Annotated in this window: 26 protein-coding genes and 3 pseudogenes; 10 read left to right on the top strand and 19 right to left on the bottom strand. The window is 55.4% G+C overall.

Translation table 11 applies throughout. The annotated features are described in order from the left end of the window. Positions 1 to 65: 65 nt before the first annotated feature. Complete coding sequence (locus ACOZJV_RS02305; RefSeq protein WP_078473048.1) at positions 66 to 371, bottom strand: putative quinol monooxygenase; 306 nt, start codon at positions 369 to 371, stop codon at positions 66 to 68. A 146-nt stretch (positions 372 to 517) separates the two neighbouring features. On the opposite strand from ACOZJV_RS02305, the gene ACOZJV_RS02300 reads away from it, so the two are divergent. After that, positions 518 to 1054 (top strand): GNAT family N-acetyltransferase, encoded by a 537-nt coding sequence (locus ACOZJV_RS02300; RefSeq protein WP_421546714.1) that lies wholly within the window; start codon positions 518 to 520, stop codon positions 1052 to 1054. 169 nt (positions 1055 to 1223) lie between these two features. On the opposite strand, the gene ACOZJV_RS02295 is transcribed toward ACOZJV_RS02300, so the two are convergent. The 11 genes and pseudogenes from ACOZJV_RS02295 to ACOZJV_RS02245 all read right to left on the bottom strand — a co-directional run bounded on the left by ACOZJV_RS02295 (position 1224) and on the right by ACOZJV_RS02245 (position 11237). After that, positions 1224 to 2042, bottom strand: a complete 819-nt coding sequence (locus ACOZJV_RS02295; protein WP_421546713.1) for a hypothetical protein — start codon at positions 2040 to 2042, stop codon at positions 1224 to 1226. A gap of 390 nt (positions 2043 to 2432) precedes the next feature. Next, positions 2433 to 2900, bottom strand: a complete 468-nt coding sequence (locus ACOZJV_RS02290; protein WP_201131054.1) for a hypothetical protein — start codon at positions 2898 to 2900, stop codon at positions 2433 to 2435. 466 nt (positions 2901 to 3366) lie between these two features. Further along, complete coding sequence (locus ACOZJV_RS02285) at positions 3367 to 3561, bottom strand: hypothetical protein (RefSeq protein ID WP_078473052.1); 195 nt, start codon at positions 3559 to 3561, stop codon at positions 3367 to 3369. Between the two features lie 154 nt (positions 3562 to 3715). After that, a complete protein-coding gene (locus tag ACOZJV_RS02280; RefSeq protein ID WP_201131055.1) occupies positions 3716 to 4045 on the bottom strand; it encodes a hypothetical protein in 330 nt (109 codons plus the stop codon). A 456-nt stretch (positions 4046 to 4501) separates the two neighbouring features. Then, positions 4502 to 4888, bottom strand: coding sequence for a DUF5329 domain-containing protein (locus tag ACOZJV_RS02275; RefSeq protein ID WP_201131056.1), 387 nt, complete (start codon positions 4886 to 4888; stop codon positions 4502 to 4504). An 895-nt stretch (positions 4889 to 5783) separates the two neighbouring features. Beyond that, positions 5784 to 6014 (bottom strand): hypothetical protein, encoded by a 231-nt coding sequence (locus ACOZJV_RS02270; RefSeq protein WP_421546712.1) that lies wholly within the window; start codon positions 6012 to 6014, stop codon positions 5784 to 5786. A 468-nt stretch (positions 6015 to 6482) separates the two neighbouring features. Continuing rightward, complete coding sequence (locus tag ACOZJV_RS02265) at positions 6483 to 7013, bottom strand: UDP-N-acetylglucosamine acyltransferase (protein WP_207202230.1); 531 nt, start codon at positions 7011 to 7013, stop codon at positions 6483 to 6485. Between the two features lie 443 nt (positions 7014 to 7456). Next, a pseudogene (locus tag ACOZJV_RS02260) lies at positions 7457 to 7975 on the bottom strand (DUF1993 domain-containing protein). A gap of 394 nt (positions 7976 to 8369) precedes the next feature. Beyond that, positions 8370 to 9185, bottom strand: coding sequence for a monalysin family beta-barrel pore-forming toxin (locus tag ACOZJV_RS02255; protein ID WP_421546711.1), 816 nt, complete (start codon positions 9183 to 9185; stop codon positions 8370 to 8372). Between the two features lie 429 nt (positions 9186 to 9614). Next, positions 9615 to 10076 carry a hypothetical protein gene (locus ACOZJV_RS02250; RefSeq protein ID WP_421546710.1) on the bottom strand — a complete coding sequence of 154 codons (462 nt, stop codon included), beginning with the start codon at positions 10074 to 10076 and terminating at the stop codon, positions 9615 to 9617. Positions 10077 to 10346: 270 nt separating this feature from the next. Then, positions 10347 to 11237 (bottom strand): LysR family transcriptional regulator, encoded by an 891-nt coding sequence (locus ACOZJV_RS02245; RefSeq protein WP_078473058.1) that lies wholly within the window; start codon positions 11235 to 11237, stop codon positions 10347 to 10349. Positions 11238 to 11402: 165 nt separating this feature from the next. Here ACOZJV_RS02245 and ACOZJV_RS02240 point away from each other — a divergent pair, with 165 nt between their 5' ends. The 7 genes and pseudogenes from ACOZJV_RS02240 to ACOZJV_RS02210 all read left to right on the top strand — a co-directional run bounded on the left by ACOZJV_RS02240 (position 11403) and on the right by ACOZJV_RS02210 (position 18976). Next, positions 11403 to 12485, top strand: a complete 1083-nt coding sequence (locus ACOZJV_RS02240; protein WP_078473059.1) for a 4-oxalomesaconate tautomerase — start codon at positions 11403 to 11405, stop codon at positions 12483 to 12485. A gap of 43 nt (positions 12486 to 12528) precedes the next feature. Continuing rightward, the gene (locus ACOZJV_RS02235) at positions 12529 to 13842 is read left to right on the top strand and encodes a dicarboxylate/amino acid:cation symporter (protein WP_078473060.1); all 1314 of its coding nucleotides are present in this window, start codon (positions 12529 to 12531) and stop codon (positions 13840 to 13842) included. 132 nt (positions 13843 to 13974) lie between these two features. Further along, on the top strand, positions 13975 to 15279 hold the full coding sequence (locus tag ACOZJV_RS02230; protein WP_020294700.1) for a CitMHS family transporter: 1305 nt from the start codon (positions 13975 to 13977) through the stop codon (positions 15277 to 15279). Positions 15280 to 15364: 85 nt separating this feature from the next. Beyond that, a complete protein-coding gene (locus tag ACOZJV_RS02225) occupies positions 15365 to 16624 on the top strand; it encodes an OprD family porin (RefSeq protein WP_421546709.1) in 1260 nt (419 codons plus the stop codon). A 59-nt stretch (positions 16625 to 16683) separates the two neighbouring features. Continuing rightward, positions 16684 to 17496: pseudogene (locus ACOZJV_RS02220) on the top strand (cache domain-containing protein); the annotation flags it as partial. Between the two features lie 36 nt (positions 17497 to 17532). Continuing rightward, on the top strand, positions 17533 to 18354 hold the full coding sequence (locus ACOZJV_RS02215; RefSeq protein WP_421547569.1) for a methyl-accepting chemotaxis protein: 822 nt from the start codon (positions 17533 to 17535) through the stop codon (positions 18352 to 18354). A gap of 301 nt (positions 18355 to 18655) precedes the next feature. Continuing rightward, positions 18656 to 18976, top strand: coding sequence for a hypothetical protein (locus tag ACOZJV_RS02210; RefSeq protein WP_421546708.1), 321 nt, complete (start codon positions 18656 to 18658; stop codon positions 18974 to 18976). Here ACOZJV_RS02210 and ACOZJV_RS02205 read toward each other — a convergent pair. From ACOZJV_RS02205 to ACOZJV_RS02190, 4 genes are all read right to left on the bottom strand, one after another. Next, positions 18946 to 19413 carry an anti-virulence regulator CigR family protein gene (locus ACOZJV_RS02205; RefSeq protein WP_421546707.1) on the bottom strand — a complete coding sequence of 156 codons (468 nt, stop codon included), beginning with the start codon at positions 19411 to 19413 and terminating at the stop codon, positions 18946 to 18948. The two genes, ACOZJV_RS02210 and ACOZJV_RS02205, sit on opposite strands and share 31 nt — an antisense overlap. 692 nt (positions 19414 to 20105) lie before the next feature. Next, positions 20106 to 20726 (bottom strand): hypothetical protein, encoded by a 621-nt coding sequence (locus tag ACOZJV_RS02200; protein WP_421546706.1) that lies wholly within the window; start codon positions 20724 to 20726, stop codon positions 20106 to 20108. A 166-nt stretch (positions 20727 to 20892) separates the two neighbouring features. Beyond that, positions 20893 to 21123, bottom strand: a complete 231-nt coding sequence (locus ACOZJV_RS02195; protein ID WP_421546705.1) for a hypothetical protein — start codon at positions 21121 to 21123, stop codon at positions 20893 to 20895. Positions 21124 to 21277: 154 nt separating this feature from the next. Beyond that, complete coding sequence (locus ACOZJV_RS02190; protein ID WP_421546704.1) at positions 21278 to 21760, bottom strand: hypothetical protein; 483 nt, start codon at positions 21758 to 21760, stop codon at positions 21278 to 21280. 315 nt (positions 21761 to 22075) lie between these two features. On the opposite strand from ACOZJV_RS02190, the gene ACOZJV_RS02185 reads away from it, so the two are divergent. Then, positions 22076 to 22249: a hypothetical protein gene (locus ACOZJV_RS02185; RefSeq protein ID WP_421547609.1), complete on the top strand. Its 174-nt coding sequence runs from the start codon at positions 22076 to 22078 to the stop codon at positions 22247 to 22249. 622 nt (positions 22250 to 22871) lie between these two features. Here the strand turns inward: ACOZJV_RS02185 and ACOZJV_RS02180 are convergent. Beyond that, the gene (locus ACOZJV_RS02180) at positions 22872 to 23324 is read right to left on the bottom strand and encodes an acyl-CoA thioesterase (RefSeq protein WP_421546703.1); all 453 of its coding nucleotides are present in this window, start codon (positions 23322 to 23324) and stop codon (positions 22872 to 22874) included. Positions 23325 to 23393: 69 nt separating this feature from the next. Here ACOZJV_RS02180 and ACOZJV_RS02175 point away from each other — a divergent pair. Next, a pseudogene (locus ACOZJV_RS02175) lies at positions 23394 to 23912 on the top strand (tyrosine-type recombinase/integrase); the annotation flags it as partial. Between the two features lie 214 nt (positions 23913 to 24126). Here the strand turns inward: ACOZJV_RS02175 and ACOZJV_RS02170 are convergent. Continuing rightward, positions 24127 to 24378 (bottom strand): hypothetical protein, encoded by a 252-nt coding sequence (locus tag ACOZJV_RS02170; RefSeq protein ID WP_421546702.1) that lies wholly within the window; start codon positions 24376 to 24378, stop codon positions 24127 to 24129. A 201-nt stretch (positions 24379 to 24579) separates the two neighbouring features. After that, complete coding sequence (locus tag ACOZJV_RS02165; protein WP_421546701.1) at positions 24580 to 25830, bottom strand: MFS transporter; 1251 nt, start codon at positions 25828 to 25830, stop codon at positions 24580 to 24582. Between the last annotated feature and the right edge of the window lie 67 nt (positions 25831 to 25897).

Raw genomic sequence — 25897 nt, 5'->3', positions numbered from 1 at the left:
TACCTGTCAGCCCCATGCAGAACACCCAGCGCATGAGCCAGAAGCGGCCAAGACAACCTATGGTTTTATGAAACAGAGACTGCCGGCTGCAACAGCAACACCGTAGCCGGCCCCGCGCGAAACGTTGGGTTACGCTTGGCTGCCTCCAACATATGTGGCGCAAGATTGTGAGCCGCCAGCGCTTCTTTTGATGCCCACTTCTCGATCAACACAAAACTGTCGCTGTTGCCGGCCACGGGGTGCATGTCGTATTGAATGCACCCCGGCTCAGCTCGGACCAAGGGCGCAAGCAGTTCAAAAGCCGCCAGTTGCTCGGAACCTCGACCTGACTGGGTATTAATGATCACCACCAGCCGAACTTCATCAGACATAAGTAATACCGCAACGTTGGAGAGGGAAGACACAGTACGCCACAACGCTACGCAGATGCAGCCCCGTTGCAACTCCCGAACTCAGGTCGTGGCTAAAAAACCACGTAGAATACGTTTCCACTCAAACTAAGGATCAGTTACCCAGCATGAGGATTCCAACAGCGCCCACAGTGGACTTCCTGAATATCTCTCTCCGACAACTGGAGCGAACGGATGTAAAAGCCTGGTACGCCTACCTTTCAAACAGCGAGGTTACCCAACACACCAGTTGGAATTTGCGTTCCGAGGAAGATCTTTTTCCCATGTTTGACGAGATAGACTCGACACAACCCTCCTCGATAAGACGGCTGGCAATCATCAATCAAGCCAGTGGTAATCTGATCGGGACCATCGGCTTCCACAGCATTTCTGAAGCAAACCGAAGTGCGGAAATTGCTTATGATCTAGCGCCTGCGTATTGGGGAAAAGGTATTGCGAGCGCTGTCTGTTCGTCTGTAACGCAATGGGCATTTACGGAGTACGGCTTTATACGGGTGCAAGGCACAGTTCTTGAAACCAACCGTGGTTCAGCCAAGGTTCTTGTGAAGTGTGGATTCCAATACGAAGGAAAACTGAGATCGTTTCGCATGGTTCGCGGACGCCCTGGCAACTTTGAAATGTATGCCATTTTGAATACCGACTGACGATCCAAACAGGTGTGCTCGCCGCAGCCAAGTGCCGCCAAAAGACAATGAACGTGCTCTGGCGCCGGTGCCCGCCTTTCCTGCGAAAGGCCTTACCGGGATAGCCACAACGCAGCGCAACTCAGAAAGCCCGCCGGCCTCGCCAAGCCTCGCTGCGCGTCCTTATTGGTTAGCGTCTGCCGGCCATCTGGCGAGCGTAATGTCGATCACTAAGGTCTTTATTGGGATCGGCCTTGGCCCAGCGCTGTGGTTGCGGGCAGTCCACGCAGCTCAGTGATTTCTTGTCAGCGCTGAGGGTATAAAGATGAGCCTTTGGCTCAGTTCCAATCTTCAGCCCAGTGTCGGTGACCTCAAATCCAGGATTCATCTGCGACAGACGATCCATGCTCTCAAAGTTGAACGACCACTGTTTGATCTGACTTTTGCGCCAAATGGTCATAATGCTGAGCGGGTCTTGTTTGCTGACGCGCTGGTAGACCCACTCGCCTTCATACGGGCCAAGCTTCGCGGCGGCCTGCCCCCGCTTGGCGTCTTCCAGGATTTGCTCCTGCATCTTTTGCATTTTCGCATTCAGTGCCTCCTCATCCTTGCGCGCCTGATCCTTGAGCATTTGCTCTACGTCATAAGGCCCTTTGGGATCAAACTTCCAAAGCGTCTCGTCCTTGATGCCCAGCACCTTGCAGTTGAGGCAGTCGAGGCTTCGCTCGTCGACGTTACGCTTCAGGGCCAGGCGCTCAGTACCGTTCACATCATCGAGAAGAAGCTTCTCACCTTTGACCGAGACCTTCATTTTGACCAAGGGTTTGATACGGCCCTCTGCCCCGTCCTGCCCGAAAATCTCTGCTTCATCGCCGTGGACATTGAGGACCATCGTCCTCTCGCTGTTGGGGGCCTTGAATCGGTAAGCGCCTGTGAAGTTATCGCCGCCGCAGCCGGCGAGGAGTGAACCGGCAACAACAGCCGCCGCTAGTTTGAACAGGGGATTCATAGTGTCCTTGCTATCTGTTTCTGACGCCCGTCGCGAAGCGCGCTGTACGCATGAGTCAGTGGTTGGGGCGAGAAATGACTCGCCAAAAAAGAGGCGTCATTTTGCCATCATCGACCCAAATCGTCATCAATACAGAAAGCGATTACCCAGAGCCGAGCGCTCCACCCTCGCCGATAAGCTCATGTTGGTCCTCGCTACGGGCTCTTAGATTGTGTTTTCTCCAGTAACCTCTGTAGAGGCTCACTTTGATCTTGCGCTTTGTATCTAGTTTTTGTGGCGTTCCCTGCATTGGGTTATCTCTCCTTTCTTTCATGCCTCATAGCGCAGGCCTCGTGAACTTCGGGATCAAAAAAACCCGCCGAAGCGGGTCTTGGTGCCAATGGTTGCTCGCTACCGGCTGATGGTCTTCAAAAACTGCACCGCATCAATAAACTGTTCGGCGGTCGCCTGGGTTCGCATGTGCACATTACGCAGACCGCTGCCGTCAACGCTGCGAATCACTACGGTGTAGCGCCCTTCGCGGCCGCGAGTTTTGTGAATGGTGGTAGTGCCCAGCGAGCGGAAATAGATACGCTGGCCCATCGCTTTGGTGACCGTGGTGCTGTTGCCCGCGGCAATTGCGCCGTTACCAATAGGAGCGGCCGTGGCAAAGCCCGAGCTTTTGGAAATAGTCCCATCAGAAAGCAGGATGAATTCGTCTGTGACCTCAACATATTGAGGGCGCTTCTTGCTGAAGTCCTCATAGAACACCTGTTCAACCACCGATACAGCACGCTCCCGGGTCATGCCTGGCTGCGCCTTAGCGGCGTAATCGATCGGTTGAGAGCCACAGCCTGCAAGCGCTGCGACAGCCAACATGATCATTCCTATCCTTTTCATGCCTTCTTTCCGGTTTGTACGGTTAATGCCTAAGCGCTGGGTGAATCGACCTTAAGTCAGATTATCAACAGACGAGCCAGCGCCGGCAGCGGTTACTGCCAACACTCGCGGCAAGATGCAGACACTTGTGTGTTTAGGGTCCGTAATTAAGCTATTTGCTTTGGGTTGACTGGCGTTTTGATTACTTTCGCCAAGTCGTCCTGAAAAACGGAAGCACGAGAAAAACCAAGCCTCCAGCAAGAATGCCCATCCCGAAAGTATGTACGAAACTCTCCTGGCTGGTTGCGACCATGGCCGCGCCTGCGACGACCCCGGCACAGCCTACGATTCGGATATTTTTGTTCGATGACTTCAGTTCCATTGCGAAAACACTCCTATCAAAAAATGGCAGTCGAGGTTCTGAATACCGCCGCAGATCGCTCTTGCTGCGCGGTCCTAGAACGTCTCAACGCTTATCGTGAACTTCAGCCGGCCAGGCACTGAAGAAAAATATGATTCCGGGAATCATTAAGTAGATCCAGTTAGTACTTGGATGCACAACCAGTCCGACGATCCACGCGACAAGTAAAACGCCGCCAACTCGACGCCGACGCTTGGCGGTGAACCACTCCTGAAAGACCTCAGGTTTTTCACTGGCCATCATTACGCTCCTTGTTTGAAAAGCAGCGAAGCATATCACCCACCTCAACAACTCACGCCAGCCGGCGAGGATCCTCTATGCCCGTCACACAGGGTTGAGTTTGCTTGGACATAGAGGCTTGTCTTGCTGAGGCACGAACGCCAGCATTCCCTATCTAAATGCCCCGGCCTGCCTTCAGGCTGCGATGAGTAGTCAGCATTCCATTGTTATCAAACAGGAAAATCATTTGGTTCCCTGCGCCATCCTGGCAAACAACGCCATCACTCTCGCCATCGACAATCCCTTGGCAAGCCATGTTCCAGACATAAGGTCGGATTTGGCACTTCAGCGTTTTACCGTCCTCAATCACCAAATGATGGGTGGCTGAGATGCTTTCCGGCGCCGGTTTAGGGCAAGCTCCCTCCCCCCAATTGACCCCATTGTGGTTGGGTTGCGAAACACAACCGGCCAACAGGATTACAGGCAGCAGATGTTTGTAATTCATGGTCACCATCCTTAGTTGTGACGACGCGATCGAGCGTCTGCCTTAGAGACGGGCATTATTGTGCGTCACTTCGCGTAGGCATTTAAAGGCTGTGCCCTGCCGTTCTCGACGGCAAGCGCGAGGCAGATCACATTTATAGAGGGGCTAATTGGAGGTGACGACCAGCAATTGAGCGAGATGACAAGTAAGGCTAAGAGGTTACCTGAACCCGCCAGCTGCACTTATCGTCAACACCGGAAAGCATCGCAGTCAGTATTCCTGCTCAGCTCATTTGAGAAGCTCGCCCGGCCCTGCAACGTTGAACCATAGGCAGTAGGCAAGTTATGGGCCGGGAGAGCGCAGGAACCATAACGAGGCGTAACGCCGGCGAAAATCAGAAAATTCTGAAACTCGCTATATGGAACGACAGCAAATACGGCCGCCCTTGCTAAGGAGGCTGGGCTATTTGGACACGAACTACCGAGGTTGGCGTAATCGCTGCAGTTCGGTCTGTAGCCAAGTACTTGCAGGTTGCGTCCCTGAAGGGCATCGCACCTCATAAGCTTTTCCACTGATGCTGCTTTTGCTGGCGGCGAGATTGATGAAGTCCTCGGCACTGCTCACCATATTTTTGTTTTCGAGATAACTCAGCTTTTTCTCGAGGTGCTGCCGTGCTTGCGGTGCTGGATACTCGGTCCCATTGCGTACGAACAAACAATCGCTGCGCTCAACAAAGCTCAGCAAGCCGTTTATTTCCTGCGTGGCCTGCGGCGTCGTCTGAGCCTGGAGATTACTAACCGTTAGAACTGCGCCAACACCCACTGCTGTCAGCCATTGAATCAGCCCACGCTTCATAATTTCCATACCGCTCCCTCATCTTGATTTGGCGGGACTGTAGCACTTTGAGCTACTCATAAACGAAATTGGTATTAGCGCAGGACTTGCACAATAAACGCTATACGAGCTCAAGCGTGACCCCGCCGATGAAGTCAGTGATTTAGATCAGACCTTGGTTGACTGAGTGAAAGCCCAGCCAAATGCGATAGCGGCAATGCTGGGCCGTATCAGGTCTGTTGCTGGCGCCGAGCCAGTAACTATCTGCAGGCTGGCGATTATGAAGACTACAACTGCGGCAAGGATGCCCAGCACCGAAATCCAGCGGAAATATCTTGGAAACATCGAATGACTCCCTTTAAAGGGGCGCGATCGTAGTTGCAATTAGCCATCATTTCAACTGTCAGCACTTTTTGCCGATGCACATACGGAAAAGTTGATTCGCTTCGCCACTACGTGGCGACTAACAATAGTCGTATCTGAAAAGTAGTCGCGAAAGTTTGAAGAGCGCCGCAAGACTGGTATTAGCCCCGGGCAAACCACTCTAATCGCCGCAGTGAGCAACGGCGCAGGGCGTATGACCGGAGACTGTATACGTTCGGCAGTACTACAGGCGCGGAGTGAAAATGAGCATCCCATCTCTGCATATGGGGTGCCTGAAGTGTTCGTGACCGAGCGCGACCAATACATCGGCGTGGTGCTGGAAAGCAATCCAAAGACCAGCAATGCGGCGAAATGTCGAAGACTTCGCCGCTCAAGGAGTGGAAGGTGATTCCGCAACTGGATGCAGACGATTTGGGTCGCGACCACCACCAAGCTTTATACAAGAATTAAATAGTTGCAAGGCAACTGCTAAGGTCGCAAAGCACTGTGGTACTTCAAACACCGGCACACCTGACTCGCTTTCCCCCAGAGTATTAAAAGTCTAGCCATTACCTCGGTCATACCAATTATTAGCAAACTCTTTGGGAATCGTTAAGGTCTTCGCTGTGGTTAGCTTCTGGCATGCAACTGAAGCGCGCTCTATTTCATTTCCGAAGTAGGCCAGCCAATCACCGTTCGGCTCCTGAATTACATCGCATAAGTAGGTTCCCACTTCGCCCTCGGTCAGGCCCGAAAACGCTGCGATGAGTTTGTTACTTGGCTTTTTAATCATGACCACTCCCTCGATCTGGCTCTATGCCACACCATCAAGCAATAGCCCACTTCCTCGAATCATGCCAGTTAGCGAGGACTCCTATGTGCGTCCCGTAGGCTCGACTTGCTTGGACATTGAGGACTGACTGATCTTCCTAGCTGTATTGTCCAGGCCCTTGCCGGTCTTGCCCTAGTCGTTGACAGCTCTCACTTCCCCATCGGCTGCGCGATTCGTCTTCCTAGGTCCTCTGCGGCCTAACCTGCCTGCCTCGACTCAACCGCAATGCCCAGGGAGGCGAGATGATTGACGTCTCTCTTTTATTTCGGTTGCCTCACAAGCTGATGTTTTTCTTAGGGCAATAAAAAACCCGCTCGAAGCGGGCTTTTTACGCAAGCAAATCCAGTGCAGTCTTCCATGCGGCTCTACGTGAGTTTTCACATAGAGGATGACGCCAGTCTTACAGACAGTCACCCATCGTTGTCGAGATCAAGCGTCCAACTTAACAGTGCTAATTGCCTCAAGAAAAATACGAATGTTTTCCTGGACCGCCCTATTTATGGACTCTTTGAGTCTCGTGACACCATAAAATGCATAGGTGCCAGACACGGTGCCGATATTAGAGACCTCCCTTTCATAAATGACCTTTCCTGTCTTCCTGTTTACGATTTGATAGATGGCCCTCGCTTTGGTGGTCATAGAAACACCACCGCCCGGAATGTCCAGCTCTGTGATCTTCACAAAAACATTCACCTTTCGGGCCGAGTCATCATCGAAGACCGCGATTCGGTTGACACCTTCCCTCAGGGAGCTCTCCCACAGTCCAGGAACCCCTTCTCCACTTGAAGGTATTTCTCCGCGAGTTTCGGACGGTCCGGCAAATGAGACGGATATAGACTTAAGGTCCGCATCAATTTTCTGGGTGGAAGGCTCAAGCCCCTGAACGGAAAAGTTCAACGGTGGCGGTGATGCGCACCCGGCCAAAAAAGCGACTGCCAGTGCTCCAATCAAAACTCTCATGCTGATCCCTCATCGTGATTTGGCGAGACTCTACCATCGCATGAAGGGGCCGCCAAAATCCCGATGGGCGAGACTCTTCGGGTTCGTGGAATATCCAAGCTGGGGCGAGTTGTAGGGACAGTTGTAATTCCTCGAACTGGGCAGAGGGGCAACCGGCATTTCACCGATAGCGGTCTTTCAGATAGACAAGTCCGACTGCCTCTAAAAATCAGTACCTAAAGCCCGCCTCTATCGCGGGCTTTTTTATCGGCGCCGCGCTCAGCCAGCGTGACCGAAACCGCAATCCGACAAGGGACTGCCAACCGATCCCTTGCACTTTCATCGCGAGCCTTGGCGATGTACCAGCGGGGTCGCGGCGTTCGGCTGAAGACCTGCCCGCCCACGACCGCACGTGGCGCAGCAAGCTTGAAGGCTGCGCCGTTAGCGGACGTCAAGCAGAGACACTAGGGTCGCAGGTAGGCGAACATGTGCTGTACATAATCGGCTTTTCCGAGAGGTACGCCGTTATGACGCAAGATGTTGTATGCCGTGATCAAGTGAAAGTAGAACTGTGGAGTAGCCCAGTTCACAGCGTATTCATTACCGGTCATATCGAAGGCCATGCCATTGGGTTACTCAATAGCGATTTCGCGCTCAGCCCCTTCCTCTATTTGAGTGCGGTCCGCCGAATCAAGAACTGCCAACGTACGCTCGATCAACACCTTCGCTGCTGCCAGGGTTTCGGGAGGAGTGAGCGATTTTACTGGCTGCTGCGTCAGTCGCTGGACCGCCTCCTGCGCCTGCGTACAGACGTACTGAACTTGCTGGGCAAGATTGTGCATATCCGGTGCGAGTCGAGATTCAAGCAGAATGTGCGGGTCGTAACCACGCTCTAAAGCAGTGGCTTCGCCCTTAGACAAAAGAGAAGACAACGCTCGCAGCATCTGCGCAAAACAGGGGATGGTAACTGAGTAGACCGACATATTTTTCCCTAGATAGCCATTCAATGCGGTCTGAATCCTAGCAGATTGCAGCACGACTCCCGGCAATAGAAGCGCCCTCTTCCCCGACCGAATCCGCATGCGCTCCGCTCCATGCCAATCGGCATCCAGTGGAGTGTAAGCGTGCATCCGAGTCTTGAAGGATCAGCATCTGCCGCACTGGAGACAAGCCTCTCGAGACTATGCAGTGCACAGTTCGCACACGACAACTGTGTGCCTCCACCGATAAGCAAGGACGGCCTAGCCGAGTCGAAAGAGCTTGAGGCGCACGCCGAACATCTGCTGATGGGATAGTGACCGGCAGTAAGCTCTTAGAAGGCCTGGCGCACGATAGCCCCTCATCACAAGGGGCCATCGAACAACGCGTCAGAATAGATCAGTAACGTCGATGAGGATCGTTGTAGGCGCTCCAGTCGAAACTGAAGTGCCCGCTATTGCTGCTCGGGTTGTAGTTCTCCATCAGTACATTGCGCTGGACAGTATCCCAATCCAGCGGCGCGATGGCCTTGCTGGACTCGACAATGACCGTACTGTTCTGAGTGATGGCCGACAGGTAGTACAGGTCCAGGCGCGAGCCCACCGTCTGGGTCTTGTTATAGGCAAAGGCATTACCATTCTGCCTGCCCGCCGAAGTGGCGTTGTGCGCATAAACAAGAACAACCTGATAGACAATGAAGGTGCCAGGCCCCGTCAATTGAGTGCTTTCGCTGAACGTCTGAGTAGTAGACCAGGACTCACTGCTGCTAAATCCAACGGAGATATCCGAACCGACGTTGACGATACCGATGCTACCTCCAACGCTGTATTTGGCGGTGACACTGGTCGTGAACGTTTTGGTGTGCCCCTTAGTCAACTGGTAGCTGCGAGTCTGTGTCACCTGCTGCGGAATGGAAATGGTGTCCATGTACTGCAGGTAGGCAAAGACCGGACGAGTGTAGGTGCCCCAATTCTGCTTGCCGATAAAGATGTCGCCGTAGACGGTGATGCCATCTACCCAGCAGCCTTGTTTGGGCGCGCTGTAATCCAGCAGGTAACTGTCGATCGCATAACCACCCCGCTTAGTCGGGAACTGATCGAAGCTGCCGGCAAAGTTGGATGTCAAAATGGCGCGGGCATTTCCTTGCTCGCTGTTCAGGTCGTCAAGTTCAATCGAATGACTTTGGGGTTGGTTCAGTTCTTCCTTGATCGTCATACTCGCATCCCTCGTTGGGTGTGTACAAAGTGCCAGATGGCGCTGCGAAGTATTGAGCATTTCAATGAGTGTTCAAGGCGGATTGTTCGTGCCGCTAAAGAGGAGATTGCCGCCGCCAGGCGTAAGCAAAAAGCACACAGCGCTTAAATTCAATGACTTGGATGGGGCTCTATCTCAGGAGCACTAGGCACGTCCTCACCCTGGTAACTCGCCTGGTTTACTGAATGCCATGACCAGGTGCAGTGCGCGCCCACTATGGTGTCCAGCAATAAGCGGTATACCGATGGCCAACTCGCCCGATGCGATCGTCGCAAAATTGAGCCGCCAGGCCGAACGGATGCGCCTGGCCCGTGAGGTCTGCAAGCATGCTGAAAATAGGCTCACCGCCACTCAGATCGCCACGGCAATGTCGATCGGGGTGAAGCGCGGTCAGTGCGCCACTGACGGTTGGGTAGCGACCGAGACGGTGAAGATCACGATAAACAGCACGACGAGAACCCAGAACATCACCACGACTATAAGCATGACGACCTTCAGGCTTTGATAAAGCCAGCGCAACCAATGGCCTTCGGGCTTTGCTTCTGAGCGGGTTCTGAGTACGCCTTTCAAATAGAAGCCAAGGAGGGCAAGCAGTGCGCCATCAATCAACAGCGCAGGCAGCCCGGCTTCCGGGAAAATGCTCCCCCACCCATAGAATGGCGAGCGGCTCAGGAACACTACATAACAAATGAGGCTGCCATAGGGGGCGGCTCTCCACCACCTACCGGCCAGCGCTCCGACCATCAGGCACATAATCACCATGAATGGGTTGAGGAGAATATTGATCATCCAGTCCAGTACGTTGGGAAAGTAGCCCGGGGAATTGATACTGCGCCAGATGTGCTCCCACATTGTTCGGTTTCCTGCCTTCGATGGAGTAAGTGCTGCTTGCGTACTTGCGTGCCGCTGCAAGGTATCGGCGTATTGTCGGGTTACATAAGTGCTGTTGTGTAAATTTGCGCCCGTAGGTGAAGTCGCCGCGTGTCGATCAGCCCGTCTTCGTACAGCGCCTAAGATCCAGATCAGACAAATCGGGATCAAGAATCGCCGGAAACAGCTCCCGAATGTGATGTTCACTCAGTCACTTGTCGCTGGTTTATGGAAGTAGATGCTCTGCCTGGCTCATTGTGGCCATTGCTCAAGCAGGATCGAGACGAACTTCTCCGCCGCCGGCGAAAGCGATGCCCCGCGGCGGTAGACGAGGCCCAAAGAACGGTTCACCACCGGCTCGATCAAGGGGACGCTGACCAAGGTGGGATGATCCTGTGCCGGCATGGCCAGGCTTGGCATTGCTGAGACGCCCAACCCGGCTTCCACCAACCCCAGGGAGGTCGAGAGGTGTTGAACCTCGTAGAACCACTGCGGGCGCCAGCTCAAGCCGGACAAGGCGTGATCCAGCAGCATGCGGTTGCCGCTCAGGCGCCCAACCCCGATAAGACGGTAGTCGCTCAACTCAGACCAAGTGACCGAAGTGCGTCCAGCCAACTCATGATCACGTCGGCAGGCCAACACAAACGGCTCGATGACCAAGGGCACGAACTCGATGTCCGGATGCTGCCCACTCATCATATTGATCCCGAAATCAGCTTCTCCTCGCAATACCGCTTCAAGCCCCTCGTTGGCACTCAAATCCAGTAAGCGGATGCGAATCTGGGGGTAGCGCTCGTTGTACAGACGAATCACCGAAGGCAAGAAATAGAACGCGGCCGTAGGGATACACGCCAGGGTCACTCGGCCAATCTGCCGCTCGGCAAGTTCGCGGATATTGAGAATCGACTCATCGAAGTCATCCAGCAATCGACGCGCCTTAGGCAGAAAGTCGCGTCCGACACTCGTCAGGCTAACCTTGCGCGTGGTGCGATCGAGCAACGCAGTACCCAACCCTTCCTCGAGTTTTTTGATGCGGCGGCTGAGCGCAGGCTGAGACAAGTGCAAGGCATCGGCGGCTTCGTGGAAGCTGCCTAGTTCGGCGATTTTCACGAAAGATCGAATATCGTTGAGCTCATAGTCCATGTCTTGTCTCATCTGCAGAAGAAGTCGGGCAGCAATTTAACGCAAATTTATCATTCGTAAAACGCAATAATCACGTCAATCTTTGCATTGGAAACATTTTTCAAAGCTTGAGACTCTTGCCTCCGGAGCATCAATTACCTCGATTGATTAACAAGAGTCGGTCTCATGCAAAGAATTCCCTGTGTGCTGATGCGCGGTGGCACCTCCAAAGGCCCGGTTTTTCTCGACTGGGATTTGCCGGCAGCCATTGAGGCCCGTGACGAACTGCTGCTCAACTTGATGGGCTCCGGCCATGAGCTGGAGATCGACGGGATCGGTGGTGGCAGTCCGCAAACCAGCAAGGTTGCGATTGTCAGCCCTTCGCTGCACCCGGACGCGGATGTTGACTACCTGTTCGTCCAAGTAATGGTTTCGCAACGCAGGGTCGACAGCGCGCCCAACTGCGGCAACATGCTGTGCGCTGTCGGCCCTTTCGCTATCGAGCAGGGCCTGGTCAAAGGCACCCCGGGCCGCACCCGTGTCCGCATTCGCAACGTAAACACAGGGACCTTTGTCAATTCCGACGTGTACACACCGAATGCCAAGGTCAGTTACGAGGGCGACACCGCCATCGACGGCGTGCCGGGTACCGCAGCGCCCGTACAACTGACGTTCCTCGATGCGGCCGGCAGCAAGACCGGCAAGCTCTTCCCTACCGGCAATACGCAAGACGTGATCGATGGCATTTCGGTGACTTGCATCGATATGGCAATGCCCATGGTGCTGATCGAGGCCAGTCAACTGGGCAAGCGTGGCGATGAAAGTCCCGCAGAACTGGACGCCGATAAAGATTTCCTGCAGCGCCTTGAGTCATTGCGGCTTCAGGCGGGCCGGGCCATGGGCCTGGGCGATGTCGGCGACAAAGTGATTCCAAAGCCAGTGCTGGTCTCACCCCCAAAAGCCGGCGGCACGATCCAGGTTCGCTATTTCATGCCACATAGCTGCCACCGCGCCCTTGCCATTACCGGCTCGATTGGTTTGGCGACCGCGTGCGTGATAGAAGGCAGCGTCGTCGCACAGATGCTCGGCGGGATCAGTACACCGCGCCTGGAAGCGGTGCGTATCGAGCACCCAAGCGGCGCAATTGATGTCGTATTGTCATACACCGGCGTCAACGGTGAGACAATCCAGGCTTCTGTCGTACGCACTGCCCGCAGGCTTTTCTCCGGCTTCGTCTACGCCGCGGACTCTCAGCGCCTCGCCGGATAACCCCGGTGGTCGTTGGCATTTTTGCATCCGCACAATTCTAAAAATGGGTGATGCCATGAAAGTTGTTAAATCGCTCTACTTCCAGATTCTCTGCGCCGTGGTACTGGGCATCGTGGTCGGACACTTCTGGGCCCAGCAGGCCATCGCGCTCAAACCATTGGGTGATGCCTTTATCAAGCTCATCAAGATGATGATTGCCCCCGTGGTGTTCTGCACCATCGTCACCGGCATCGCCGGGATGAGTGACAAACGCTCACTCGGCCGACTGCTCAGCAAAACCATGTTGCTGTTCTTCGTACTGACGGTGATCAGCCTGATCATTGGCCTGGTGGCGGTGTATGTGTTCCAGCCGGGCGCTGGCATGAACATCGATCCCAGCCAACTGAGCACCAAAGGCCTGGCCCAGTACACGGAGTCGGCCGCAAAGCTTGGGTTTGTGGAGTTTTTCATGCACATCATTCCCGAGACCTTTATCGGTGCCTTCAGTAAAGGAGAAGTGCTGCCGGTGCTGTTCATTGCCGTGCTGTCCGGCTTTGCCTTGTCATCACTGGGCGAGCGTGGCAAGCCGGTTCTCGACGTACTTGAATCGGCCTCGCACATGGTCTTCAAGATCTTCGCCTACCTGATGCGTTTTGCACCGTTCGGCGCTTTTGGGGCCTTGGCATTCACCGTCGGCCAGTACGGCATCACATCGCTCGGCTCGCTGGCGAAGCTGATCATGACCTTGTACATCGCCTGCGGCTTCTTCGTGTTCGTAGTATTGGGCAGCATCTGCCGCGCCAACGGCTTTAGCCTGTGGAAACTGCTTCGTTACTTTCGCGAAGAGTTTCTGGTGGTGCTCGGGACCTCGTCCACGGAACCTGTCATGCCGCGAATGCTGGAGAAGCTCGAAGCACTGGGCTGCAAAAAAGGGGTCGTGGGCCTGGTACTGCCCACCGGCTACTCGTTCAACCTGGACGGCACCGCCATCTACCTGTCGTTGGCGGCGATCTTCATTGCCCAGGCCTGCAATATTGACCTGAGCCTGACGCAAATCATCACCATGCTGGCGATCATGCTGCTGTCCTCCAAAGGCGCCGCCGGCGTTACTGGCAGCGGGTTCGTGGCACTGGCCTCGACACTGACGGTCATTCACGACATCCCGTTGGCCGGCCTGGCGTTACTGATCGGCGTTGACCGCTTCATGTCTGAAGCGCGCGCCCTGACCAGCCTGGCCAGTAACGCTGTTGCGACGGTGGTGATTTCGATGTCTGAAAATGCCTGCCACCGCGAAACGCTGTCCCGGGTGCTCGACGCAAAACCCGATCCTGCAACCGGAGAAGCCTGGCAAGACCTGAAGGTCGCCAAACGCATCTAGCGAAAGCCGCAAACAGCTTCCCCTCACTTAACTGCTCCCCTCCCCGCCAGGCGCCATTGTGCAGCCAGGCGGGTCAGGACTCGTGCGCCTCGGCGTTAGCCATTCTTACGATAACAACAAGAGAATCGTCCTATGCTCGCTTTCCTTGGCCTGGCCATGGTGGTCGTATTCACCGTCCTCATCATGACGAAGCGTTTGTCGCCAATCGTCGCGCTCACCGTTGTACCTATCGTATTCGCCGTGATCGGCGGTTTCGGCGGCACCACCGGCAAAATGATGCTCGACGGCCTGAAGATGGTCGCGCCGTCTGCCGCATTGCTGCTGTTTGCGATCCTGTTCTTCGGCCTGATGATCGACGCAGGCTTGTTCGATCCGCTGATCCGCAAGATCCTCAAGCGGGTCAATGGTGACCCGATGAAGATCGCGGTGGGCACCGCTCTCCTGTCTTTGCTGGTCGCACTCGACGGCGACGGCACCACAACCTACATGATTACCTGCGCGGCGATGCTGCCGCTGTATAAGCGTATCGGCATGAATCCGATGATCCTGGCGACCATTTCCATGCTGTCGCTGAGCATCATGAGCGGCATGACACCTTGGGGCGGCCCCGCCACGCGGGCCATCGCCGCGCTGGGCCTGGATGCCGGCGAATACTTCGTGCCGTTGCTGCCAACCATGATCGGCGGCGCCATGTGGGTGGTCTTCACGGCCTTCATACTGGGGCGAGCCGAGCGCAAGCGTATCGGCAACGTGCAACTGCAAAGCGGTGGCGGCAATTGCTACATCAACGCGATTCTTGAGGACACCCCCCACAAGCGTCCGAAACTGGCCTACGTCAACCTGGTTCTGGTTATCGCGGTGATGGCGGCCCTGGTGATGGGGCTGATGCATTCCGCGATCCTGTTCCTGATCGGCTTTGTGCTCGCGCTGATGATCAACTACCCGCAATTGGATATTCAGAAAGAACGCATCTTGGCGCACTCAGGCAATGCCATGACCGTCGTGCTACTGGTGTTTGCCGCTGGGATTTTTGCTGGGATTTTTTCCGGCACCAAGATGGTCGATGCCCTGGCCCAGACCCTGGTCGACTGGATCCCGCCGTCTTGGGGCCACTTGTTTCCACTGGTGGTTGCGATCACCAGCATGCCGCTGACCTTCGTGCTCTCCAATGACGCCTACTACTTTGGTGTGGTGCCGATCCTGGCCAATGCCGCCGCGGCTTACGGCATCGATCCGGTAGAAATCGCGCGGGCCTCGATTCTGGGGCAGCCCGTGCACCTGATGAGCCCGTTGGTTGCCTCGACCCTGTTGTTGGTCGGTATGGTCGACCGCGACATCGGCGACTTCCAGAAAGCCACCGTCAAATGGGCGGTGCTGACCTCCCTGGTCGTCACCGCGCTGGCCTTACTGACCGGGGCCATCAGCCTGTTCACCTGATTCACCTCCCTGCTGCCTTTCAACGCGCCTCCCCTCGGGGCGCGTGCTGCCCTGCACTCCAAATAACAACAATGAGACATTTGCCATGAACCCTGTGTATGCCCGTCGGGCCCTGTTTTGCGTGTTAGGTCTAGTGCCATTCGCCGGCGCCAGCGCCAGCGCCGAAGGCTTTATTGATGACAGCGCACTCAAACTGCAACTGCGCAATGTGTATTTCAACGAGAATTTTCGCGACGAGCACGGCTTGAGTGCACGAGCGGCCAGAACGGCGAAAAGCGAGCGCACTGAATGGGCCCAAGGATTCTTGCTGGACTATCAGTCCGGATTCACCGCCGGCACTCTCGGCTTCGGCGTCGATGCCCTGGGGCTGTATGGCGTAAAGCTTGACTCAGGACGCGGTCGCAGCGGCACCGGGCTAATGCCGGTTCATGACGACGGCCGCGCAGCCGGCGAATTTGCCAGCGCTGGCGCCACCGCAAAAGCGAGGTTCGCCAAAACCACCATTAAGTACGGCACCCTGCTGCCCAAAACGCCGGTACTGATTTACAACGACGCACGCTTGTTGCCCCAGACCTATCAGGGCACTCAGATCAGCAGCAACGACATTGAAAACCTGACCGTCACCGGCGGGCACCTGGACCGTTTCAAATTACGCGACTCCACAGACAGCGTGCCGATCGTGCCTGACGGCTACAGCGGGGGGGAATCGGGGGACTTCAACTATGTTGGGGCCGAGTACAAATGGGGGAAAAACACCCGCCTGAGTTATTTCTACGGGGAACTGGAGAATTTTTACCGGCAGAACTTCGCCGGCATCCAGCGCGACCTGCCACTGGCCGGTGGCGTGCTGACCGGTGACCTGCGCTACTTCGCCAGCGTGGATAGCGGCTCTGCCTACGCAGGTAAAATCGATAACAACATGCTCAGCGGCCAATTGTCCTACGCGATCGCTGGCCACACCGTCGGTGGGGGCTACCAGAGCCTGCGTGGCGACGCCGGTTTGCCCTACATCAGTGGCGCAACCGTGTACTCGTTCAGCAACGCCGGTATTGGCAAGTTCATCGAGGAAGACGAAAAGACCTGGATGCTCAGTTACGGCTACAACTTCGCCACCGTCGGCGTGCCCGGCCTGACCTTCTCTACGCGCTACCTGAGCGGCAATGACGGCAAGTCCACGACCACGGTTAAGGAATGGGAGCGTGATGCTGAGCTGGCCTACGTTGTGCAAACCGGCACGCTCAAGGGGCTGGGTGTGCGCATGCGCAACTATGTCTACCGCTCTGAGTTCTCCCGAGGGCGTGACAGCAATCGCCTCTACCTCACCTATGACATCGCCCTCTGGTAAGTCGACGATTGCGGCCCTTGCGGCCGCTTTCCTACAGGTTAAGGTGAGGAATCCCCTACATGCTGTTCAAGAACAAAGTACTGATCCTGGTGCTGGCCCCCGTGGTGCTGTTGTCCTCGGTGCTGGCACTGACAACAAGCGCCACCCTGCTGTCGAGCGCCGAGCACGAAGTCACGTTGACCCGCGAGCGTCTGCTCGATGAAAGCCGGGAACGCTTGAAAGACTACGCCACGCTTGCGCAAACTTCTGTGGCGGAACTGTATGCGCAGGCTGAGGCAGGGGACAAGGCAACACGTGAGCTGGCGATAGCGCGACTGTCCAAAATGAAGTTCGGCGACGATGGCTATTTTATCGGTTACGACAGTCAGGTCGTGCGCTTGTTTCGTGGCGACAGCAGCGAAGGCGTCGGCACCAATATGAGTGACCGCAAAGACAAAAACGGGATTTACCTGAATCGGGAAATGGTTGCCGCAGCGAAGAACGGCAGCCACTTCGTCAACTATTCCGGAGCCCTGATCAACACGGATAAAGTCGTTCCAAAACTGGCCTACAGTCTTTACCTGCCGGCCTGGGACATGGTGGTGGTGACGGCCATTAACCTCGACACCATCGAAAACCAGGTGGCCCAGGTGCGAGGGGAAATCCACCAGCGTGTGCGCAGCCTCGTCTATGGGATAACCGTCATAGCCCTGATTGCGCTGGGAATCATCGGCGCGCTCGCGTTGTTATTGGTGAAAAAAAGCCTGCGTCCCCTGTCGCGAATTCGCGAACACCTCGATGAAATCGCAGCGGGCGAAGGCGACCTGACGCGACGCTTACCCAGCAGTCGCGATGAGTTCGGACAGGTGGCGGTGTCGTTCAATGCATTTGCCGACAAGATTCACGGGCTGGTCAGCCAGATCATTAGCATGGCCCGGGAGCTGAATGAGTCGGTCACCCAAGTAGCGGAACAGAGCCAGTGCATCGATCACGTCATGGAGCAACAGCGCCAGGAAACCGATCAGGTCGCCGCAGCAATCAATCAGATGTCCTCCGCGGCGCAGGAGGTGGCCGTCAGTGCCCAGAGCGCTTCAAATGCAGCAGCCGAAACCGACCAGCAGGCCCAGCATGCCAGGCAGGTCGTCAATGAAAGCATCACCCGCCTGGACGCGCTGACCGCTGACCTGTCCACGGGCGGAGTGTCGTTAAAAAGTCTGCAAGGCGATGTAGAAGGTATTGTCACGGTGCTGGATGTCATCCGCTCAATCGCCGAGCAGACCAACCTGCTGGCACTCAATGCTGCTATCGAAGCGGCACGGGCCGGGGACGCGGGGCGCGGGTTTGCAGTGGTAGCCGATGAAGTACGCGCATTGGCAAGCCGGACGCAACTAAGCACCCAGGAAATTCAGGCCATGATCGAGCGGCTGAACCAGGCCACGACCAAGGTCGTCACCGCGATGAGCCACTCCGGCGAAGCGGGCAATGGCGCAAGCCTGCACGCTGAGCAGGCTGGCCAATCGTTGGGCAAAGCAGTCGAACTGATCGTTACCATCAATACGATGAACGCGCACATTGCCAGTGCCGCTCAGGAGCAGACGTCAGTGGCCGAAGAAATCAACCGTAGCGTCCATCAAATTGCTCGCGCGATTGAAAGCGTCGCGGACCAGACCCAAAACGGCGTGAAAACTGTCGATGAGCTATACGCCATAGGCCATCGCCTTGAAGGTCTGTTAAGGCAATTCAAGATTTAACCAGGCTACGCGTGACCGGCAATGCCAATCGAACTGAGTTCCCTCTGGCTTAGTAGACGCTGAATGACTGCTCCAAAAGCGGTCGCCCACGCCCTAAGAAACCCAGGGCGATTCAGGGCTCAGGCCTGTCGGCTTGAAATTCTTAGTGGAAAAAGTAGCTAACGCTTCCATTCGCATCTGTCTCTATCCAAATGAGTGAGGCGCTAACTCTACTTCACAGCACAGCACGTACGGAGCCAAAACGCTCTGCGCAACTAAGCCTATTTCCATTTTTTAACAGCCCGTAAGAGGCGATACATCAATGAGCGATCGCGACTCCAGCCCCCCATTGGGGCACCTGGCCCTGAGCCCCGCCGTGCGCGCCAAGGCCCTGCAACTGCTGGCTGATATCCAGCGCTCCGATTCACTGCAAGCGGTGCAGATCGCCATCATGAAGTTGGATTTAATGGGCGACGACGAGTTGCTCGAGTTTTTGAGCTATCCGCACCACGAAATAGGTATTAGCGAAAACGTGACGCGGGAATTTCATACTCAAAGCTTAAGCGACTTGAGGCGCGGCCCGGGCGACGAGATCGTTGATCCCAAAGCAGCTCAATCAAAGGCTCCGTTGAGAACTTCGTAAATGATGCCGGAAGCAATTGCGACGAGTATCAGGTCAGTGCCCGCTTGTTGCCATTCATAGCCGTCGTAGTGGGGCAACCTGCCCAACAAGCGACCATCCAGCTTCTTTGCAATGCCTGGAGGAAGAGATTTTCCTCTAGCTAGGTTCTTTTGTATTCCAGGCGGCAGTGAAGGACCTGGGCGCCAATAGTCACGGTAGCCACCGATCACGCCCAGTACACCGCCCCGGTCAATGCTGGGCCCGCGATCCCAATCATCTGCGCTGGAACCTTTCCCCTTGTTGCCCTGGTGGCCATGGCCTTGGCCTTGGCCGCCTTGGGAGTTGCCTTTCCCATTTCCTTGGCCTTTCCCGTTGCCAGGATCGGCCAGGGCCGTCACTGAGCCTACGGCCAAAGCAAGGCAGGTAACAGCGGCTACAAGCGAGCGAGAATTAAACATGACCGTCTTCTCTGAAAGGGAATGCCCCCTTGAAAGGTAGACGGTATTGCCGACTTTAGTTCCGCATAATCCACACTGCTCGCTGCATCCGGTAACGGAGGACTGCTCTTAGTCCGGTATCGGGACAGCTGAGCTGGGTGGTGAAGTGCAGAACTGCTTACGAGCATCCGGCGGCGGTGGCGATAAAGCACCTGCACTGAAGGTGGTCGGTAACTCCAAAGCCGTCACGGTGGTGCGCTGGATCGGACGTCGAATACTGCAGCAGCTTTAGCCTCCGGCGGCTACCAGCCTGGCACCCATCTCTCGCCCGGCAACCTGTGCCAGGCCACCGTCAGGAGAGGGGCGATCACCCGCGACAACCGGCACCACCACTTAGCCGCCCCGCTTCACTTCGACGTTGATCCGCCAGGTCTCCCGGCCCTCACGCCATGTAGTTCCAGAGCAGAAAGCCTTCGTGCCCATCATAAATACCGTGCTTTGTCATGGGCCTGCTCATTTGAGTGAAGCGCACTCGTAGCACCCATCGCCTGGACAAGGCTGGCAATGAAATTCTGCATGACGACTGAATACATGCTGGGCCGACCAATCGACCAGTGGGTCAGACGGGACTTAGAGTTCGTACTGAAATCCAATAATTAGCTGCGCAGTTGAGTTGAATCACAACATTTAGTAGCTGAATTTAATGGCTACTTTCATTTGTCGAGATTTATCAACTCGCACATCCGCTCTCCTATCATTCCTCGCAACCACGCACTATGAAACTCAATTTGTTCCAGAGAAGTACCATCAGCCAATCGATATTCGAACAGCTTGCCCTTCGCCCCGCGATAAACGACGAGAAAATGACCATCGTGATCAAACGTTGCGAGTACGTAAGGACGGATGGAAATGATCTGGCTAAATGGCACGCGCACTTCAGTGGCTTTTCGGCCACGACGAGTAATCGTGAGGGTCAGTAACTGCTGGTTTTCGTCGAACGTGAAAGCCTGCACTTGAGGCTCAGAGACAATCCACGCAAAGAACGCACCAATGAACACCACAATGGCCAGCATTAACAGGATGAAGGATGACGCAGTGAGGCTCTCACCATACTTAGGCTGCACACCCTGTATGACGTCCGGCCCAGTGAAAAGGAGCGTCGCCAGCCCGTAGGCGGGTAAAAGCAGAATCAGCGCAAGAGAGAAACCAAAAACGCCCATACCATTGCTTCCGATAATGGGTATTTCAGGGCCGGAATACCAAATAGACGGGTGGGCAGTGTTTGGCTCGCCAGGTGGTGTTGCTAAGTCGTTAGCTGGTCTTTGATGATTCATCTGGCTGTCTCGAGAGATTGCGGCGTAGACGTTACCACTACTACCGGACAGTCTGGAAACGAATCACGGGGGCTTTTCTTACCGCGCTCCGCACTTCGATTACTCACGTCAACCCGCTGTAACCCTCCCCCTTCAAAGTCAGTTGCTATATCGGCAAGGAGAGGTTCTACGGCACAAACTCACCCAAGCTTTCGCGAGCAGTCGAGATAGCGAACTCGAGCAACTCCAGAGGGACATCCTGCTCGAACAGGCTTACCTCAAAACGCAGCGTTTCGTCATTCCTGAATATCTCAAAGACCATATCGTTGCCACGCCAGCACTCAAGCCCCAAGCCGTCATGCCCCTTTGTCACGTGTGAGGCGGTAAAAAACGTGTATTCAACTCCGTGTACGACCACAGCGCACCTCCCTATCTGAGGTGGCAACGATACCTCTCCCCTCTATGACTTTGATACGGATAAAGCGGAGTTCAGTGGTGACATCATGCAAGCCAAAGATCAACTTGGGCACCAATTCGTGCGCCGCATAGCCTGTATCAAGCGATGTAGCCGTTCATTTGTCCTGATTCACCACTTCGTGCATCCGTGAGCCAATTATTCCTCGCAACCACGCAGCATGAAACTCCATTTCTTCCAGAGAAGTACCCTCAGCCAATCGATAGACGAACTGCTTGTCCTTCGGTCCCTGACACACGACGCTAAAATGGCCATCGCGGTCATAACTGGCGAACACATAAGGGGTGATGCAACTAATGTCGCTGAATGGCACCTGCACTTCGGTGGGCTTACGGCCGCGACGGGTGATAGTGAGGGTCAGCAGTTGCCGGTTTTCATCGAACGTGAAGGCCAGCACTTTAGGCGCAGAGAACATCCACGCGAAGACCAGACCCATTAGCACAACAGAACCAAGCAGGAGTTGGATGAGCAACGACAACGTGAAACTCGACCCATCGCTGCGCGATTCACCTTGCATCGCTTCGAACCCGAGAAGGAGCAATATCGTCAGCCCTAAGCCCGGCAACGACCAAAGCAACATAAAGCAGAAACCCCAAATGGCCCAACCAGTGCTGCTAATGATCGGTAAGTCCGGGCCTCGATGCCAAATAGGTGGGTGAGCGCCAGGGTTTGCAGTACTTGGCGCGGCTAGAGGCGTTGCGATGAGATGAGTTGGACTTTGACGAGGCATCTAGCGGGCTCCAGGATGGCTGCGTAGACGGTACCACTACTACCAGACGGTCTGGCCCAGAGGCATCAGGTTTTTTCACGCCGCCCCCCCAGTACCCAAGAGCAAACGCTAGGCAATCAGGGCGCTAACGAATGGGCGCACACACCGGAATTGTAGAGGTTGGCCATGGCCGAGGAACAGCAAGAGCCGACGGCGGCGGCGCTCAAACAGCGCCGCAAGCGCGAGAAGGCAGCGGCTAAGGACGCAGCATTGGGTGTGGAGAAATTTAAGAACGAGGGAGACTTCAAGGTGAGTAACCTTTGCTCACACGAGTTGGCTATTGCTCTGGCGCTCGCCTGAACTCTTCTCGAGTAGGCATCGTCCAGTCAGAAGCTTTTCTTTCATGGACCGATTCATCGCAACTGTATCCACTGTAGGTGAACATCAAAAGGTAAAACGCGAACGCCGTTGCGGCTAACGCTGCCCTGCCCATGGGGTTCCCATCCTTGGGTAATCCGCCCGGTCCAATGCCAACCCAGCCTCCTCGGAAGTAAGCAAATACTGCCTGGATGAACCATCCATGCACGAATAACGCCCCAAAGAAATTACGCCAATCCCCAGAAAAACGCACAAAAACGTTCACGAACGAAGCAGCCACCATCAACGACAGCAACAAGTACCGATAGCGCCTAAAGAACTCCAAGACGTTGCTTTCCATAACGCTCTGCCCTTTCAACCGATTGATACAGCTGTCCGCGTCGCCCGCTTACCAAGCATCGTCGATGCGGGGGGCAAGCTGGCTCTAAGTCAAAAAACAATTGCCCCCCCTTCAAAGTCAGCCGCTATAGCGGCAAGGACAGGTATTGCCCATGGAAAGCAAAATCGCTGAAGCGCTGAAGGTCGAGCGCTCGACAGTGACGAAGCTGATCATTACCGGCGTGCCAAACCTCGATCCGCTTTGCCCTATCCAAGCAACTACAACTCAAGACAGGAGTAGCGCCCTCAGTTGCTCGGGAACTTCAATAACTTCCCTGGTAACCGGCGAGATGCAAACGTGTGTAAGATTAGAAGTAAATGCCATGACATCTGGCGCTACATGACCCTCGACTAGAAATGTGAACGAGTGAATCCCAACACTGGAAACACTTACTTTCATCGAGAGTTCTTCATCCCAAGTGACCGGACGAAGAAACTCTAGCGAGAAAGCCCTTGCTGGAGGCAGTAGATTAAAACCCAGCAGCGTTCTTAATCCGGGACCGGAAAGCCACACTGTAAGTGCATCATGAACAGCCTCAACAACGAAGTACGAAAACCTAGGTGTATAGACTATCCCCTCCGGATCACAGTCGCCGAACAATACCTTCCTCTTAACAATCACAGCGTTCGGCACAAGATCAATCCTTAATATTGAGTGACGGACATCGCAAGACCACATCGCAGCTTCTGCGTGTTCGGGACGGACGATACCGCCCTCTCCCTTCAAAGTCAGCCGCTACAGCGGCCACCCTTCCGCGCAAATCGGGAAAAAGCTCTGTTGAGCGCTATCTGGAACTACGCCTAGGATAAGGGCTACACATCGCTGGCCAATCCTTGCTAAGGAATCAAGGGCAATAAGGAGAAGGGCCGGGATACCTAGGTCGAGGACAAACTATTCAAGCGTGTGCATGACAAGGCGGACGCCGGTCTGCGTGACGCCATGGATTCGGCCTATTTGACCGACCAGCGAGTGACAGACAGTCGACTTATGGAAGAGCGTGATGTTCGGGAAGGCCAAATCTGGGTTCTGCAGGAAAAAAAAGCCAAGCGACGAATCGAGGTGATCGGGGAGCTTAAGGTTTTGATTGATCGAATCATAAATCGGAAGTCGGCGCACAAGGTCCGATCAACGCGGCTGATCGTATCAGAGGATGGCACACCGATGACTAGGGCGATGTTGCGCAGGAGATTTGACATGGCAAGGGAGGCCGCGGGAGTTGCAAAACCAGAGTTCCAAATGCGTGATTTACGCGCAAAGACCGGAACGCCCTCCCGGCATCCTGCCGACCGAACACACTCCCAAACCCCTCTACAGTTCGTCGGCGCAAATCACGCTTTGCTCACGCTATGCTGCCTTCAACGTCGCCACCTGCAGCAATAGATAGGTAACGGCCATTCGCGATTGACATCTATCGGCCAGAAGCAGTCACTAACACCTGAATTAGGCCGCGCTACTAAGCGGCGTCGGCTTGAATGAAGGGTTAGGCCGCAGCAGTGCCCGCGGGGATCCAAAGATCATCGCCCTCAAGATCATAGGTGCGCTGCTCGCAGCCTCCATCTTTGCAGCGGACATAGGCAAGCATACGGGTCTCGCCGTCGCTGTTCGCCACCAGCCAGTAGTAAGCGTAACCATCATCTGAGAACTCGCTATCCTGCCAAACTTCGACACTGGGATGAGATGCGCTAAGGCGAGAGAACACTTCCGTCGATTGGATAATGAAGATGTCGGACATACTCTTTCCTGTGGCCTAACACACGCGTAGATAGACGCGAACTTGCGAGCCTTAATGGACGCGATTGTTAATTGTGTTTCTGAAAATCAATTATAAATTTACACCAACTGGTGGATAGCATTCTCTTGCTGACGGCCGCGACGGCTCTAGATTACGCTATCTACACGGATATTGAAGCTATCCACCACCTGACAAGTCATCTTAAAGATGCAGAACCGAATTGCCTCCGGCGCCGTGCTCCGGCGCTTCGACCTTGACCCGCATCCCGATCAACAGCGCTGCGAGCAGCATCAGGATGCCGGCAGCGACAAATACGCCGGCGATGCCACTGAAACTGAACATAACGCCCCCGGCAGCGGCACCTGCAGCGATCGCCGACTGCACCGAGGCCACTACCATTCCTCCCGCGCTTTCCGCCTGATCTGGCACCGCCCGGGCTACCCAGTTTGACCACGCCACTGGTACACCGCCGAAAGCCATGCCCCAGAGCGCCAACAACAATGCCTGACACGGCACAGAAGCAGGCAGCAACACCAAGGCTAATGCTGCAACGCCGACCAGCGCAGGCATCAGCACCATTGTCCCGCGCGGGCTACGTTCAAGTAGCCAGCCGGCCAACAGCGTGCCGACGAAATTAGCCGCGCCGAACCCCAGAAGCATCAACGCCAATCCTTCGGCCCCCACGCCGGTTGTGCTTTCCAGAAACGGCCGGATGTAGGTGAACAACGCGAAGTGCCCTGTGTGCACAAGCACGCAACCCAGCATGCCAACGGCAATGCCCGGACGCAGTAGCACTTCAAGCACCGTTCTCAACCGCGCCGTCCTGCGCGGCGCCAGCGGCGGCAGCGTGAAAAGCTGGAAAACCAGCGTCACTACCCCGACGGCGGCGGCCGCCACAAAAGCACTGCGCCAGCCATACAGCCCGCCCAAATAGCTGCCGAGCGGCACCGCCACCACAGTGCCCACTGCAATACCGCTGAAAATAATCGACAGGGCCCGTGGCAGTAGCGCAGCCGGCACTAGGCGCATCGCCACTGCCGCCGCCATGCTCCAGAAGCCGCCCAGTGCGATACCTAGCAAAATCCGCATGATCAGCAGCACTATCAGGCTGGAAGAGAAAGCCACCAGCAAGTTGGAGGCAATCATCAGCGTGGAAAAGCACAGCAATACCACTCGCCTGTCGATCCCTCGCGTCAAGCCTGGCACCAGTAACCCGGAGAACAGCGCCACTACCGCCGTCACTGTCACCGCCTGCCCCGCCAGGGCTTCCGACACCCCTAGTTCAACGGCCATCGGCGTCAGCAAGCTGGCCGGAAGGTACTCCGCCGTCAACAATCCAAACACGCCCATCGCCAGCGAAAATACCGCCATCCAGGCCGGCGTCGTTGGCTCTAAATCAGCCTCGTTGCCAAAGCGCGCATCAGCTACAACGTCACACACCCCATTACTCATCACTAAACACCTCTGGAAATTATCTCAACCAGAAGTCTATGGACGCAGAACAGGATGTTCTATGATG

Origin of the sequence: Pseudomonas sp. QD4 (genome assembly GCF_049199125.1) — a bacterium.
Lineage (GTDB): Bacteria > Pseudomonadota > Gammaproteobacteria > Pseudomonadales > Pseudomonadaceae > Aquipseudomonas.
The sequence above is the reverse complement of the archived record's forward strand: the minus strand, read 5'-3'. Positions and strand labels throughout refer to the sequence as shown.